Below are 15,227 nucleotides of genomic sequence, written 5' to 3'. Positions count from 1 at the left end.
GTTAGAATGAATTTATTACAAAAGGTTTAATGTGCTTTCGTTATTTTTTAGAATTCTGATTTCTCTTCTTCTGCCGGTGTTGTTGGAGGCGTTGCAGGTTTTTGTGGTTCAACTGTTGTTTCTGCTCGCGGTTTGTAAACAGGAGCGGCAACAGGAACAACTTTAGGTTTTGTTGGGAAATAAATTTCCGTTATTAATTTTGACGGACTTTTTACATCTAGTTTGTTAATCGTTAAGATTTCAAGATGCGACCAGTTTAGTTCGGGAACGATTTTTTCGTTGTTTATAAAAGCTTTTGTTTTAGCTATTGCTTCATTGGTGTGCGAGTAATCTCCGGTCAGCGTTGTTTTTACGGCTTCAAATCCATTTAACTTTCCGGATAGGATGTCGCTTCCGGCACTTATAGAAATATCTCTGCTTATGGGTAAACAAATCGATATTTTGGCTAAACCGCTTGCTGTGTCATAGGTATGGTAAATGATAAAAGGTTTTCCATTAGTCAATAAACCATTTGTTTTGCTGAAGTTTAAAAGCTTCGGAATTACAACTCGGGCATTTTTATTTACCTTTTGTATCTCGCTTGTAAAAGTTTGTTTGATGTAAGCGGTTTCGGTTTTTTTAACCAGTCCATTTACTTTTATGTTGTATGTTTTTGTTTCGTAGTCCAGATTTTTGTCAATATTTACAAGGCTTTTTTCATACATTGTTCCAATTACATTATCAGAACCGCCATTTATTGATGCATAAATTTTAAACAGGAAGCTCATTGTTCCTTTTGCTTTCCAGGTCACTTTTGTTTTACCAGCCAATGTATCTTTAAACGTCCAATTTACATCAGCTTCCGTACCGTCAAAGTTCATTTTTTGATTAATACTCTCTCCGTCTTTGGTTTTTAATGTAATTGCGTTTCCTTTTCCTTCAGTGCCTTCCCAGGAAAATGAAGCTCCGTTGCCAATTGTTTTAGCCGGAAAAGACATTCTCATAGTTGGATCTTCAACCGCCCAAGATTCAAAATCTTCAAAATTTCTAAAATCATTGATATAATTATAAACCGTACTTCGTGGTGAATTGATGACTTTACTTCGTTCTATTGTAAAATCTCCTTTTTGAGTAGCTACAAAAACACTAAGGGCAACCAGGCTTAATAATGCTAAAAGAAACAGATATTTTAAAATCTTCATTGGGTAGGTTATTTGGTGTCGTAAAGTTATAAATTTTATACTGGTCCTGAGAATCGTATAAGTGTTAAAACAATACTTTAGGGTTATATTTCATAAAAAAGAACTTATGGAGAGCCTTTTTTTTGAAAATGTTAAATTTGAATTTAACAGAATTTATTTTTTTGATTTTTAAATATAAGAAAAAAATCTTTATTTATCTCTTAAAAAAGAATTTGATCACAAATAGGATCACAATAAAAAACAGGAAAGTAAGTAATACTTTGTAATTTCCTTTGTAGAAAATTTTGTGTAATGCCAAATCTTTACGATAAGCAAAAATCATTACGATTACAAATGCAATAAAAAAACAGACTGCGAATATTAATTGACCTTGACTAAACATAGTTGAAATTATTTTTGGCAAATTTAGATAATTGTACACGAATAGTTACTAATTTGGTGGTTCATTTAATTAAATAAAATCATGAAGAAGCAAATAGATGCAGTTAAAGAATTTCATACTGCTTTTAAAATCGGTCATAGTGAAACGCCAATTGCAGATTTGGGAGTTACCAAAAAATACCTTCGTTACAATTTAATGAAAGAAGAGAACGAAGAATATCTTGAAGCTGTAGAAAATAATGATCTTGTTGAAATTGCTGATGCGCTTGGAGATATGATGTATATTTTATGCGGAACGATTATCGAACATGGTCTGCAAGATAAAATTGAAGCTGTTTTTGATGAAATCCAACGCAGTAATATGAGTAAATTAGGAGAAGACGGTCAGCCTATTTACCGCGAAGATGGAAAAGTGATGAAAGGGCCTAATTATTTTAAACCCGATTTTTCGAAATTATTATAAAAAATAAAAAAACAAACCCGACTGGTTTCAAAAACCTGTCGGGTTTAATATTTAAAAATAATTTTATTAAAAATTAAATTTTAAAAAACTATTGAACCTTAACCGTCCATCCAAAAGTATCTTCAGAAAGTTTGTTTTGAAGGCTTGTTAGTTTTTCTTTTAAAAGTGAAGCGTATGAATTTTCAACAGGAGTCATTTCATAGTAAGTATCCTGATAAGAGAATCCTTTAATTACACTAATAACGGCAGCAGTACCGGCTCCGAAGATTTCTTTTAAAGATCCGTTTTTAGCCGCTTCTACCAATTCTGAAACGATAACCGGGCGAACCTCTACCTTAAGACCTTCTTTTTCTGCCATAGCAATTAAACTTTTTCTGGTAATACCGTCTAAGATTCTTTCGCTGGTTGGAGCAGTTAATAAAGTATCGTTTATTCTAAAGAATACGTTCATTGTACCTGCTTCTTCTAATTTAGTATGTGTAGCATCATCAGTCCAGATTACTTGTTGAAAGCCATCTTTGTTTGCTAAATTAGTTGGGTAAAACTGAGCAGCGTAATTTCCGGCTGCTTTTGCAGCTCCAATTCCTCCATTTGCAGCTCTACTGTAGTGCTCAGCAATAATTACTTTTACTTCTCCTGAATAGTACGATTTTGCAGGAGACAATAAAATCATAAATTTATATTCGTCAGATGGGTTTGCGATAACACCGGCTCCGGTTGCAATCATAAAAGGACGGATGTACATACTGCTTCCGTTTCCTTTTTGAATCCATTCCTGATCTATTTTTAATAATTCATTTAATCCATCCATAAAAACAGCTTCAGGCACTTCCGGCATTGCCATACGTACTGCAGAATTGTTGAAACGTTTGTAGTTTTCATCAGGTCTGAACAACCAAATATCATTATTGTCGTCTTTGTAAGCTTTCATTCCTTCAAAAATAGCCTGACCATAGTGGAAGACTTTTGAAGAAGGATCCATTAAAATAGGAGCATAAGGCTTAATGACTGGATTTTGCCATTGCCCGTCTTTAAAATCACATTCAAATAAATGGTCTGTAAAAACAGCACCAAAGCTTAGGTTTTCAAAATCAACTCCACTTATTTTCGATGAAGTAGCTTTTCTGATTTCAATTTTGCTTGTTTGAGTTGTACTCATAATAATGTAAAGTTTTATCTAATTTCATCACCATAGAAAGGCTACGATAATGTTTTGGTGTAAATAGGTTTTATTGAATGCAAAATTAAGGAAAAATATATAATTTGCTTAGTATAACTACATTAATTACGGTGTCTAACCGAGATTTATCTATCTTGTAATAAACTCAAAAAATTGGCATAGTTTTGTAAAGAATTTATGAAAAAACTCTCGTTTTTTATGACTTTACGCAGTTGTTTTGACTAAATTTGCCCCTGAAAATCGCTTGAAAATCAGCGATATTGTACGATAAACGGTTTAAAAGGTGAAAAGAGAAATAATTAAAACGCTAGATGGCTCAACCACAATTCATTTGCAGGAATGGAACGAATGTTATCATTCGAAGCATGGTGCGATTCAGGAAGCAAAACATGTGTTTATTAAAAACGGACTTTCGTTATTTGATGGTAAAGCGGTCAGTATTCTTGAAATTGGATTTGGTACAGGGTTAAATGCTTTTATTACTTTTTTAGAATCAGCTCAGAAACAGCAAAAAATTAAGTATGTCGGAGTAGAGGCTTATCCGGTCGAAGCAAAAGAAGTTTTAGAAATGAATTATGTTTCTGAATTAGAAGCAGATCAGCATGTTACTATTTTTGAAAGAATGCATGAATGCGAATGGAATAAAGAAGTTGAAATTAGTACTGATTTTGCGTTAACCAAAAGGAAACAATTTTTTGATGAAATAAGCGATTTTGAAATTTTTGATTTGATTTACTTTGATGCCTTCGGATATCGGGTGCAGCCTGAGCTTTGGAGTACTGAAATTTTTCAGAAGATGTACAATAGTTTAAAGCCCGGTGGCGTTTTAGTAACTTATGCTGCCCGGGGAGTTGTTAAAAGAAGTATGATTTCTGTAGGATTTACGGTTGAAAAGTTGGCAGGCCCACCGGGAAAAAGAGAAATGTTTAGAGCATTTAAAAAGGTTTAAATGAGTTGTTTAGAATGATTCTACATTGATTTATTTGTAATAAGAAAACGTATTAGTTGCTAAAGTTTTTAAAAAAATAAGTTAAAAAATGCCATTCGACCTGATATTTGTTTAAATTTGTTGCGAGTTTAAAAATAGATATAACCCCCAAAAATCTTATCTTATTATGTCTAAAATGATGTTTGATTACACGAAATCAATACTTGAGAGAGTTAGTTTCGATCCGATACTTTTCTGTAAAGAATTAGAGAAAGCTATCAAAACACTGTTACCGTACGAAATGGAACAATTGCAAGAATGGTTATTAAATTTTATTATTGAGAAACCAGAATTAAAACAAAGTTTACTACTAATCAAAGTATAAAAAAAGGAGCCAATCGGCTCCTTTTTTATGCGCTTATTTTTTTTGTAGCGGACTAATGATTTGAACATTCTGAAAAACGATTGCTCCTTTTACAACTCCGGCGATTGTAGATCTGAGGGCGTCAATGATTTGCATTTTTAATTCGCTTTTCGGGTAAATTAAACTTACCTCACGAGCTGGTTTTGGTTCCTTAAAGTTACGAAGTTTCAGTTTATCGGATTCTTTTAAGTCTAAGGTGTGCAAGTATGGAAGTAACGTTGTACCAAGACCTTCGTCTGCCAATTTTATAAGGGTTTCAAAACTTCCGCTTTGAATCTGGAAATTGGTCGGATCGATGTCAGAACCGTTTTTACATAAATTCAGGATTCCGTCTCTAAAGCAATGTCCGTCCTGTAAAAGTAAAATTTCATTCAGATTTAAATCGGCTACTTCAATTTCGGTTTTTTCAAAACTGGCGTGGTGTTCCGGTATGTAAGCTACAAAAGGTTCGAAATACAAAACAATTTCTTTGATTTTTTCATCCTCTAGCGGAGTGGCGGCAATCGCAGCATCCAGATGACCATTTTTTAGTTTCAGAATAATTTCATCAGTGTTAAGCTCTTCTATGAGAAGTTTTACTTTTGGATATTTTTTGATAAAATTGTTTAGAAACATTGGCAACAGCGTTGGCATGATGGTCGGAATTATCCCCAAACGAAATTCACCACCAATAAAACCCTTTTGTTGTTCGACTATATCTTTAATTCTGTCGGCTTCATTGACAATATTCTTGGCCTGATTTACAATTTTATGACCTATATCGGTAAGTTGGATTGGTTTTTTACTTCTGTCGAAAATTAAAATGTTAAGTTCTTCTTCGATTTTTTGAATCTGCATACTAAGTGTAGGCTGAGTTACAAAACATTTCTCAGCAGCAAGAGTGAAGTTTTTATGCTCGGCAACAGCTAACACATATTGTAATTGAGTTATCGTCATTTTGATAGTATTTTTTGATGCAAAAATAACAAAATATAATTTTTATTTATATAAAATTTAAAGAACTTACAATAAATTTGTAGTAAATTAGTGTAAAAATAAAGATTATGAAAACAAATATTTTAGGATTACCTGTAAAAGAGTCGGAATTATTAGTAAAGGAATTAAATGTATTGTTGTCCAATTTTCAAGTATATTATCAAAATTTACGTGGAGTACATTGGAATATTCGTGGTAAGCGTTTTTTTGATTTGCATGTGAAGTTTGAAGAATTGTATACAGATTCTCAATTAAAAATAGATATGATTGCAGAAAGGGTTTTAACCATTGGAGGAACACCTCTGCATACTTTTGAGGATTATATAAAAAATAACAAACTGACGATTGGAAAAAATATCTCCAACGATGAGAAAGCAGTGCATTTGATTGTACATTCTTTATCGGATTTATTAAAAATTGAAAGAGAGATCCTGAACCAATCAGCTGAAATTAACGATGAAGGTACCAATTCTATGATGAGTGATTTTATTGCAGAGCAGGAAAAAACCATTTGGATGATGAATGCCTGGTTGGAAGAATCATTATAAATAGTTAATTATAAATGGATTAAAATCAGAATGGTGGATTGCTGTCATTCTGATTTTTTAATAATGTTAAATTTCTATAAAATTTTTGCCTTCTCGCTTTGATTTTATTCGTTTAAAGTTATTTTTGCCACTATGAAATTGATCGCTCGCATATTACTATTTCTGTTTATTACTTTTTTATCTGCACCAACAATTGTTAGTATGATAAAGAAGAGTACTGATACGACCGTGACTTTCAGTTGCTCTGAAGAGGAGCAATCGCACAAAGAACTTAAAGCAGCTGTTTATGCAGCTATATTTCAGCATGAATTGGTTATGCCGGTTTTTAATGAATCAAAAATTATAGTATCCGGAAATATTGTTAAATTAGATAATATTTCTCCGAGCATATTTGCTCCACCACCCAACTTGGCATAATACTTTCGATTATTTTAAACCAACTGCATTGATAATTATGCAGTAGTTCTTTAATGTATCAATTCTTACGTATTGTATTATGACAAAAAAAATCAATCTTTTTGCCAATATTAAATCTGATTTTGCTTCAGGTTTAGTGGTGTTTTTGGTGGCTCTTCCATTGTGTTTAGGTATCGCGATGGCGTCCGGAGCTCCTTTATTTTCAGGAATTATCGCAGGTGTAATCGGTGGTATAGTGGTCGGTTATTTAAGCCAGTCGCATATTAGTGTTTCAGGGCCGGCAGCAGGTTTAACCGCTATTATTTTAACCGCTATTACAGATCTTGGCGCTTTTGATGTGTTTTTAATGTCTGTTTTTATCGCAGGATTAATTCAATTAGCATTAGGGTTTTTAAAAGCCGGAAGTATTTCAAATTATTTTCCAACAAATGTGATCGAAGGAATGTTGGCCGGTATCGGAATCATTATCATCTTAAAACAATTGCCACACGCTTTTGGTTATGATGCAGATTTTGAAGGAGATCAGGCTTTTATTCAGAACGATGGCAGTAATACCTTCTCGTTTTTATTCGACTTGCTAAATCATATCCAATTAGGGGCTGTAGTTGTTTCTTTGGTTTCCTTTGTGATTTTAATTTCATGGGATAAAATTTCATTTTTAAAGAACCTGAAATTAATTCCGGGAGCACTTGTAGCTGTTGTTGCAGGAGTAGTTTTAAATGAAATTTTTGTTTCATCAGGAAGTTCATTAGCTATTACAAAAGACCATTTGGTTTCTTTACCGGTTCCAAAGTCTTTTGATGAATTCAAGTCTATTTTGATTCTGCCAAATTTCGGTGCGGTAACGAATCCGCAAGTTTGGGTTGTGGGAATTACAATTGCTATTGTGGCTTCTATCGAAACATTGTTGTGTATTGAAGCGGCTGACAGAATGGATGTTCAAAAGCGTTATACGAATACTAACGTTGAACTAAGAGCTCAGGGAATAGGAAATATTGTTAGTTCACTTTTAGGCGGTTTACCAATGACTTCTGTTGTGGTAAGATCTTCTGCAAACAACAATGCAGGGGCAAAATCTAAAATGTCTGCAATCATTCACGGTGTCCTTTTATTAATTAGTGTTTTATCCATTCCAACGATTTTGAATAAAATACCGTTGGCAACTTTAGCGACTGTTTTGATTCTGGTTGGTTATAAATTAGCCAAACCGGCGACATTTATGCATTTCTGGGAAAAAGGGAAGTATCAGTTTGTTCCTTTTATCGCGACCCTAGTATTTGTTGTTGCAACAGATTTGTTGAAAGGAGTTGCTTTAGGTATTATTATCAGTATTATCTTTGTATTAAGGGGTAATTTAAAAAGAGCATACAGCTTCAAAAAAGAAGAATATGAAGACGGAGATGTTATTCATATCGATTTGGCCCAGGAAGTTTCATTTTTAAATAAAGCGGCAATTAAATCGACGTTAAATGAAATTCCGGAAAATTCTAAAGTAATTATTAATGCACACGATACAGAGTATATTGCACACGACGTTTTAGATTTAATTCGTGAATTTAAAGGAACACGCGCAGTAGATCAGAATATCAAAGTAAAACTTAAAGGTTTTAAAGAAGCTTACGAACTAGAAAATTCACCGGACATTAATAATCATGTATCCATCGAACATTATTATGATGTTGTGAAGAGAACAGTGGTGAAAAAAGAAGTGGAACACGAAGAAAAAAAATAAATTAATTAAGTATTCCGAAACTAAATAGGAATGTCAAAATAGATTTACTTAAAGTGAAATTAGTTTGATGTTTTTAATTAAGATAGGAATACAACTTAAAAACTAAAATAAAGAATGAAAGATTTTTATAAACAAATATTAGAAAATAATAAAGAGTGGGTTGAAAAATCATTGGCATTAGATCCTAATTTTTTTGCAGATTTAGCTAAAGGACAAACTCCACCATTATTATGGATTGGGTGTTCTGATAGTCGTGTTCCTGCTAATGAAATTATCGGAGCTAAACCTGGGGAAGTTTTTGTACACAGAAATATTGCCAACATGGTTGTGCACTCTGATATGAATATGTTGAGTGTTCTGGATTATGCGGTTAATGTTTTAAAAGTAAAACATGTTATTGTATGCGGGCACTATGGTTGTGGTGGTGTAAAAGCGGCTATGGGCAATCAGTCTGTTGGAATTATTGACAACTGGATTCGTCATATTAAAGACGAATACCGTTTACATGATAAATATTTGAATTCTATTGTTGATGAAACGGAGCGTTTTAATGCTTTTGTAGAGATTAATGCGAAAGAGCAGGTTTACAATCTGGCTAAAACATCAATCGTACAAGGAGCTTGGAAAAATGGTCAGGATTTAACACTTCACGGATGGGTTTACGGTTTAAATTCAGGTTTTGTAACTGACCTGAATGTAAACATCAGTTCGAATGAAGAATTGGATAACGTTTATCAATTGAATAATCTTTAAGAAAAAGAAAAATCGCCTCAAAAGGGCGATTTTTTTTATTCGTTTTCGTCCAGATTTTCATTAAAAGCAGACGGTAATAGCGTTGGGATAAACTTGATTAAAATCGGTAATAACAAACTTCCTCCCGGAAGTAAAAAAATCGTTAGAGACGGAATCGTTTTACAGATATCAAGAAGTTGTTTTTTTACTTTTTTCTTTTCTTTGGCATCCAAATCTCTTGTGGTCGATAACGCTAATAGAATCATGAGCTCTTTACTTTGAACAATTTCCTTTACTAATCTGTTTTTGTTTCGTACAATCAGTTTTACAACGGTATGTGTCATCTGATCGTAAAAATGTTTTACCGGATTAGAGTAATTAAAGTAAGGAATTTTCTTTTGATGCGTCGTAATAAAGGTGTTTGTTGTATCGATACTGGTCTTTACAAAATCATCAGAAACCCCCATCATTGAGCCTAATGAATACAGGAAATAGGCCTCTTCATTTTCTACAACACCATCGCTCCAAAGTGCCATTCCGGCCATATCAATTAGATAGTATTGTTCCAGTTTGGTATTGAAATAATCCAATTGCAGCGTCTCTAATGTATCTACTGTGACTTTTGAAAATTTCGAATAACGTATAGAAGCTTCAAAGAGTTTGATTAATAAATCATCATGCTGTGATTTTACTGTTTTGGTTTTTAAGGCTAATGCTACAATACCCAATACCGTTTCTTCGATTCGCTTTAGGTATTTTTCGGGAATTTCGCCATGCGCTAAATATTGTCTGAAGGCCAAAACGTCAATAAATAATAAGGCATTGGTTACCAGATGCGAAAAGTTTTTACTAATAATGCTGTCATTAGTCTGAACGCGCTGATCGATTATGTTTTCTAAGGCTAAAGAAGGAGTGTCTTTTGGAAGTAAAATTTTAAACAAATTAAATCCTTCAGGATTCATTTCTTTATAGAATTTTAAAACTTCGGCGATAAAATTGTTAGGTTCGGAACTTCTTTTTTCCAAACAAAAAATATTGTACAAAGTGTTTAAAAGCGCAACTTTAGAAATTTCGGTTTTAAACCATCCCTTTATAGAAATTGGAATTTGAGAATCAATAGAGATGATATGACCATAAATAAAACCCGTTTCTCTGACTTTGTAATAAAACGAGTCTACTGTCTCAAAAGGTATGGCTTCTGAGAACTTCTGTTCGCTAAAAAACTTATCTATCCAACCGGATGCTGATGCATTAATCATTAACTTTAGTTTGAGGCTACAAAGCTATATTTTTTTCTGTTGTTAAGATTAATTTTAAATGAAATAACCACCAGATTTTGTTAAATCTGATGGTTATCGTGTTTTTTACTTAATGATTCCGGAACAAGCAACTCGGGCTCCTGCATTTCCGGCAGGTTGAGAGACAAAATCATCGGCTCCCTGATGAACGATTAGTCCTTTTCCTAAGATGTTTTTGGTTTCATCTTCACAGCCAATACACCATTCGTCAGTTGTCAATGTGATCGTTCCGTTACCTTTATCATCGGCGGTAAAGTTACCGATATCACCTTTGTGGTATTCGCCGACACCCCATTTACCGTGTTTCTTAAAAGTAGGGTTCCAGTGTCCTCCTGCAGAACTTCCGTCGGCAGCGGTACAATCTGATTTTTCATGAATGTGGATGGCATGTACCCCCGGTTTTAAACCGGCCATTTTTGCCACAAAGGTTACTTTACCCTTTTTTTCTGTAAAGGTAGCGGTTCCGCTTACAGTACTACTGCTTTTTGGTTCTAGTGTTATGGTTAAAGTTTTGGCATCACCTGATTTTGTATTGGTCTTACAACCAATGATTAAGACTGTAATTATAGCGAAAGAAACGATTATTTTTTTCATTTAGAGAGATTTTTAAATTTATAGAGTAAGTAAAATTAACATAAAAGGACTGAATTACCGGTCGGTAAAAGTTAAAAAAAACTAAAATTAATGGTTGCAATTAAGGATAAGTTTTAAATATATACCGAAAATATTGTTTAAATTCGTAGAGGGTTTGATAGAAAAATTTCAAAGTCTGATTTTGTAATTGGTTAATTTTTAATACTTAACGTTATGAAAAAAAATGTATTTGCTCTAGTTCTTCTTGGACTTATGATAAGTTCATGTAATGTTTTTAAGTGTAAAAAAGAAGATACTGCTTCTAAATTAGAGGGAACCTGGGAACTCAATTATATAACCGGGCCAAGAATAACATTTGACGGTCTTTATCCCAATAAAAAGCCAACAATCAATTTTAATGTAAAGGAAAAACAAGTCTCAGGAAATAACAGCTGCAATACTTTTTCCGGAAAATTAAGCATCGACGGTAATAAAATTGATTTTACACAGCCTATGGCCTCTACAAAAATGATGTGTGCAAATAGTCAGGGAGAACAGGTTTTTATGAGTACACTCCCAAAAATAACTTCCTATGATGTTACTGATGAAGGCAAAACGTTGCATTTTATTTCAGGTGATATTGCGATGATGCGATTTACCAAAAAATAGAGAGTACTTTTATTTGAATCCTATTAAAACTTATTTTATGAAAACGAAATTATCATTTTTAGTGGTGTTATTGACTTTTGTAAGTTTGAATGGTTTTACTCAGGAAAAAACAAAAAAACAATTAAAAGCCGAAAGAGAACTTCAAAAACAAAAAGAAACAGAAGGACTGATTGATTCGAAGAATTTCGTTTTTGATGCAGAGCGAGTTACTCCAATGGGATACCGGACCATCATTTTAGATTATAATTTCTACACCATCAAGGTCAATGAAGAGAAAGTAGTGTGTGATTTGCCTTATTTCGGGCGAGGGTACAATGTTGCGTACGGATCGTCTGACGGAGGGATGAAATTTGACGGCAAACCGGAAAATATTACGATAGAAAAAAAGAAAAAAGGATACAGCGTCAAAATGACGGTAAAGGGACAAAATGATGTCTATGCTCTCTTGTTTTCCGTGTTTTATGATGGAGGAGCAACCGTGTCTATTAACAGCAACAACAGAGCGGTGATTTCTTATGATGGGAAAATCAGGCCTCCCAAAACGGAAGAGAATAAAAAATAGCGTTTTTAGTTGAATTATTATGCCTTGAATCTTTCAATTTACAGTCAGGACTTAGAACCCGGAGCATATGCCAATGTTGTCAAAGATCTTAATGTGGTTGCTGTTGGCTATGGTTTTGTAAACGGAAATGTACTTACAGAACCTTCGTTAGCTGTTGCGGATTTTACCATTCAGATTCACAATCTGTTGGCAAGTTATATCAGAACCTTTGGACTTGCTAATAAACTGGTTCGTGTACAACCTGTTGCAAAAGGACAGTCTGTAAAATTACAGTATCATGTGGGGCTTATACCAATAACGGATTAAATTATTATGCGCTAACGCTTTCGTATCAATATTCCTTTTTTTTAACGAAAGTAGGAGCGTTTGGCAATGCAAATTTGTATGAAAATTAAAAATTATAAACCATTACTAAACATTTAAATTATGAAAAAATTAATTCTTGTTTTCGTTATGTGTGTTTCTGCCTTCTGGGGCTATTCTCAATCTTCATTTAAAGAAGATGTTGAGGTTTTGCAAAGTATTTACGGTAAATCTAAAGCCGATCTTGTAAAGCAATACATGAATTTATCTGATACCCAAAACGTGGTCTTTACCAAAATTTATGATAAATACGAGGAGCAGCGTAATGCTCTTGGTCAGGCAAAATTTAAATTAATAAATGATTATGCGGCAAATTATGAAACGCTTACTGATGCAAAAGCAGATGAGTTAGCCAAAGGAACTCTGAAAAATCATATGGCCTATGAGAAATTGTATTGTAAAACGTACGGCCAGGCTAAAAAAGCGGTTGGAGCAATTAATGCTGCAAAATTTATTCAACTGGAAGTTTATCTGCAAACCATAATAAAAGCCGAAATTTTGGAGGCAATTCCTTTTATTGGCGAGTTGGATAAGAGTAAGGTTAGATAACTCATTTTTTGGATGGGCGATGGTATCTAAAAAAACAAAGTACTTTTATGTATTGCTAAAAGGCATGTTTGTGAAAAATCCCACAAAGTCGCGGAGTCGCCAAGTTTAAAATAATCAATAAAAAAACTTTGCGATTTCGCGGCTTTGCGAGAAATATTTCTATAGAAACAATGGGTGTTTTCTAATTTTACAGCGGGTTTATTTAGCTGTTTTAACTTCGTAAATGGTTTTTACCAACCCGTCACGAGTAGTGTCTAACGGAAGTTCCCAAAACATGATGCCACCCAATTTTTTAGCTTTAGCGTATTCTGTTTTGGCTTTTATAGAAGCGATATTGTCTCCGGTTGCAAATGTCTTTTGTTTCTCATTGTACCAATATGCTGCTTTTGCCTTGTCATCCCAAAAATATTTCCATCCGTTTGCTTCTGTGAATGTTGAAGCATAGTTTCTGAATGGAACACCTTCAATATGCACTCCGGATTGGTACAGACCATTATTTACATTTTCAACATTGTTCCATATTCTGGTGTAAAAAGCACCACCAATTACCAGTTTTTCAGCCGGAATTCCTAACTTCAATAGATATTCAACAGCACGGTCTGTAGACTCTTCTTTTGGGTTGGTGCTGTACAAAGGAGTATGATGACCGGTAACTTTAGAATAACCGTTTACCAAATCATAACTCATAATGTTGACACGATTAACCAAAGGCATAACTTTTTTCCATTCTACAGATTCGTCCAGGTACTTTTGGAAACCTCCCGCAGCAAAACTCAGGTCGTATTTTTTTCCAAGGGTGCTACGCAAAATTTTGATTAGCTCCGTAAAGTTAGTTTTGTCAGCAGGCTGATACAAATGACCTGGAAGGCCTTCTATCGCAGGATATTCCCAATCTAAATCTAAACCGTCTACTTTGAAATAATCGCTGACTTCTTTTACAGATTTAGCAAAAACAGATCGCCCTTCTGCTGTTGAAAAGGCTCCCGAACATGGTTCACAGCCTCCCCAGCCACCAAGAGATAAAAGAATTTTTAGTTGTGGATTTTTAGCTTTTAAAGAAACTAGATGTTTGATTGTGGTAGAATCTTTAGGAGAATCAACACTTAGTTTGTCGTCTTTTAAATGGCAAAAACTAAAAATAATCTGATTTAGTTTGCCTACTTCGTATTCGTTGATTAATTTATCATCACCCGTATAATAAGCGATAATGTCCATTTTTGTATTTTTTTGAGCAAAAGTAGCGGTCGTACAGATACACAATAAAAATAAAGCAAGTCGATTAATTTGTTTCATTTTTTGTTTTTTGAAGTTTTTAGAATGTTAAATATAGAACATTTAGGTTAGATTTTATTTTCCCCCCTTTTTTTTAGCTTCATTTAAAACATTGGTTCTCCACAGTCTGTTTTTTTTGGGATGGCTCTTTCTTTTTAAGTAAACTTGCCAGACTTAGATTTTTGTTTTGTAAGTATCTGTAAATCAGGACTAAGAACTGTCTTGTGTTTGAGTTTTATCTTAGTAATCAGTCGGGTTAAAAATATTTTTTAGTATGAATAAATTTAATACTTCAGTTGTGTTTAAAACAAATTTTAGTAAATCTGTTGCATTTCCAAAGTTGAGAATGCGTATTGTATTTTTTGATTGACGAGGTGACGAAATGAAACAGGTTTTTCAATTTTGATAAAGAGTTGTTTTTATAAAAATATTGTCTTTTATAAATGCATAGGTTATTTTAACCGCAAAGCTCGCAAGAATTTTTGTTTGTGCAGAGGCAAAGTTCGCAAAGCATTATCTAAAAAAAGCTTTTTATCTCTGCTAACTTTGCGTATCCTATGTTTGTAGTGAAATTTTTTCACGCAGATCTAGCAGATTTATTTAGATAGTTTTTATCGAAATCACAGAGTAAAAATATCGGCTTAATCTGCTAGATCTGCGTGTATAAAAAGAAACTTTGCGTCTGCTATGTTTACAGTGAAATTTTTTCACGCAGATCTAGTAGATTTATTTAGATAGTTTTTATCGAAATCACAGAGTAAAAATATCGGCTTAATCTGCAAAATCTGCGTGCAAAAGACTTTGATTTGTGTTAATACTTTGCGGTTAAATAAACACAAAATTGACTCATATTTTTATTTTTCCACGGGTTTTTATATTGATCCATTAGGGACTCAATTAATATGAGTAGTCCTGAAAAAGGTTGACTGGATTAATATTTTAAAATAATTAAACTGGAATAGAATTCGTTCTGTTCCAGT

The 15,227-nt window shown here is 33.4% G+C and carries 17 protein-coding genes; 11 read left to right on the top strand and 6 right to left on the bottom strand.

Annotated features, from left to right (window positions below):
* Positions 1–47 precede the first annotated feature (47 nt).
* Positions 48–1,181 carry an SRPBCC family protein gene (locus tag G3A47_RS09660; RefSeq protein ID WP_166921959.1) on the bottom strand — a complete coding sequence of 378 codons (1,134 nt, stop codon included), beginning with the start codon at positions 1,179–1,181 and terminating at the stop codon, positions 48–50.
* A gap of 463 nt (positions 1,182–1,644) precedes the next feature.
* On the opposite strand from G3A47_RS09660, the gene G3A47_RS09650 reads away from it, so the two are divergent.
* A complete protein-coding gene (locus G3A47_RS09650) occupies positions 1,645–2,025 on the top strand; it encodes a pyrophosphohydrolase domain-containing protein (RefSeq protein ID WP_166921957.1) in 381 nt (126 codons plus the stop codon).
* Between the two features lie 88 nt (positions 2,026–2,113).
* Here G3A47_RS09650 and G3A47_RS09645 read toward each other — a convergent pair whose 3' ends face one another.
* Entirely contained in the window at positions 2,114–3,184 is a 1,071-nt protein-coding gene (locus G3A47_RS09645; protein ID WP_166921956.1) for a branched-chain amino acid aminotransferase, read from the bottom strand.
* A 304-nt stretch (positions 3,185–3,488) separates the two neighbouring features.
* On the opposite strand from G3A47_RS09645, the gene mnmD reads away from it, so the two are divergent.
* Together mnmD and G3A47_RS23865 are read left to right on the top strand one after the other, a co-directional pair.
* A complete protein-coding gene (mnmD, locus tag G3A47_RS09640; RefSeq protein ID WP_166921955.1) occupies positions 3,489–4,154 on the top strand; it encodes a tRNA (5-methylaminomethyl-2-thiouridine)(34)-methyltransferase MnmD in 666 nt (221 codons plus the stop codon).
* A gap of 166 nt (positions 4,155–4,320) precedes the next feature.
* The gene (locus G3A47_RS23865) at positions 4,321–4,518 is read left to right on the top strand and encodes a hypothetical protein (protein ID WP_017496117.1); all 198 of its coding nucleotides are present in this window, start codon (positions 4,321–4,323) and stop codon (positions 4,516–4,518) included.
* A gap of 33 nt (positions 4,519–4,551) precedes the next feature.
* Here G3A47_RS23865 and G3A47_RS09630 read toward each other — a convergent pair whose 3' ends face one another.
* The gene (locus tag G3A47_RS09630) at positions 4,552–5,493 is read right to left on the bottom strand and encodes a LysR substrate-binding domain-containing protein (protein WP_166921954.1); all 942 of its coding nucleotides are present in this window, start codon (positions 5,491–5,493) and stop codon (positions 4,552–4,554) included.
* Positions 5,494–5,600: 107 nt separating this feature from the next.
* On the opposite strand from G3A47_RS09630, the gene G3A47_RS09625 reads away from it, so the two are divergent.
* The 4 genes from G3A47_RS09625 to can all read left to right on the top strand — a co-directional run bounded on the left by G3A47_RS09625 (position 5,601) and on the right by can (position 8,982).
* The gene (locus G3A47_RS09625; RefSeq protein ID WP_166921953.1) at positions 5,601–6,080 is read left to right on the top strand and encodes a Dps family protein; all 480 of its coding nucleotides are present in this window, start codon (positions 5,601–5,603) and stop codon (positions 6,078–6,080) included.
* A gap of 201 nt (positions 6,081–6,281) precedes the next feature.
* Positions 6,282–6,497 (top strand): hypothetical protein, encoded by a 216-nt coding sequence (locus tag G3A47_RS09620; protein ID WP_243860410.1) that lies wholly within the window; start codon positions 6,282–6,284, stop codon positions 6,495–6,497.
* A gap of 79 nt (positions 6,498–6,576) precedes the next feature.
* Positions 6,577–8,229: a SulP family inorganic anion transporter gene (locus G3A47_RS09615; RefSeq protein ID WP_166921951.1), complete on the top strand. Its 1,653-nt coding sequence runs from the start codon at positions 6,577–6,579 to the stop codon at positions 8,227–8,229.
* 114 nt (positions 8,230–8,343) lie between these two features.
* The gene (gene can, locus G3A47_RS09610) at positions 8,344–8,982 is read left to right on the top strand and encodes a carbonate dehydratase (RefSeq protein WP_166921950.1); all 639 of its coding nucleotides are present in this window, start codon (positions 8,344–8,346) and stop codon (positions 8,980–8,982) included.
* A 35-nt stretch (positions 8,983–9,017) separates the two neighbouring features.
* Here the strand turns inward: can and G3A47_RS09605 are convergent, their stop codons facing one another.
* Together G3A47_RS09605 and G3A47_RS09600 are read right to left on the bottom strand one after the other, a co-directional pair.
* Positions 9,018–10,220 (bottom strand): LETM1-related biofilm-associated protein, encoded by a 1,203-nt coding sequence (locus G3A47_RS09605; RefSeq protein WP_166921949.1) that lies wholly within the window; start codon positions 10,218–10,220, stop codon positions 9,018–9,020.
* A 105-nt stretch (positions 10,221–10,325) separates the two neighbouring features.
* On the bottom strand, positions 10,326–10,853 hold the full coding sequence (locus tag G3A47_RS09600; RefSeq protein WP_166921948.1) for a superoxide dismutase family protein: 528 nt from the start codon (positions 10,851–10,853) through the stop codon (positions 10,326–10,328).
* A 213-nt stretch (positions 10,854–11,066) separates the two neighbouring features.
* On the opposite strand from G3A47_RS09600, the gene G3A47_RS09595 reads away from it, so the two are divergent.
* From G3A47_RS09595 to G3A47_RS09580, 4 genes are all read left to right on the top strand, one after another.
* Entirely contained in the window at positions 11,067–11,501 is a 435-nt protein-coding gene (locus G3A47_RS09595) for an META domain-containing protein (RefSeq protein WP_166921947.1), read from the top strand.
* Between the two features lie 37 nt (positions 11,502–11,538).
* Positions 11,539–12,063 carry a DUF4251 domain-containing protein gene (locus G3A47_RS09590; protein ID WP_166921946.1) on the top strand — a complete coding sequence of 175 codons (525 nt, stop codon included), beginning with the start codon at positions 11,539–11,541 and terminating at the stop codon, positions 12,061–12,063.
* Positions 12,064–12,087: 24 nt separating this feature from the next.
* Positions 12,088–12,369 carry a hypothetical protein gene (locus G3A47_RS09585; protein ID WP_208328354.1) on the top strand — a complete coding sequence of 94 codons (282 nt, stop codon included), beginning with the start codon at positions 12,088–12,090 and terminating at the stop codon, positions 12,367–12,369.
* A gap of 120 nt (positions 12,370–12,489) precedes the next feature.
* Positions 12,490–12,975, top strand: a complete 486-nt coding sequence (locus tag G3A47_RS09580) for a hypothetical protein (RefSeq protein ID WP_166921945.1) — start codon at positions 12,490–12,492, stop codon at positions 12,973–12,975.
* Positions 12,976–13,173: 198 nt separating this feature from the next.
* Here the strand turns inward: G3A47_RS09580 and G3A47_RS09575 are convergent, their stop codons facing one another.
* A complete protein-coding gene (locus G3A47_RS09575; RefSeq protein WP_166921944.1) occupies positions 13,174–14,268 on the bottom strand; it encodes a glycoside hydrolase family 18 protein in 1,095 nt (364 codons plus the stop codon).
* Positions 14,269–15,227: the final 959 nt, after the last annotated feature.

Origin of the sequence: Flavobacterium poyangense, assembly GCF_011751075.1 — a bacterium.
Lineage (GTDB): Bacteria > Bacteroidota > Bacteroidia > Flavobacteriales > Flavobacteriaceae > Flavobacterium > Flavobacterium poyangense.
This window is presented reverse-complemented; position numbering and strand designations above follow the sequence as displayed.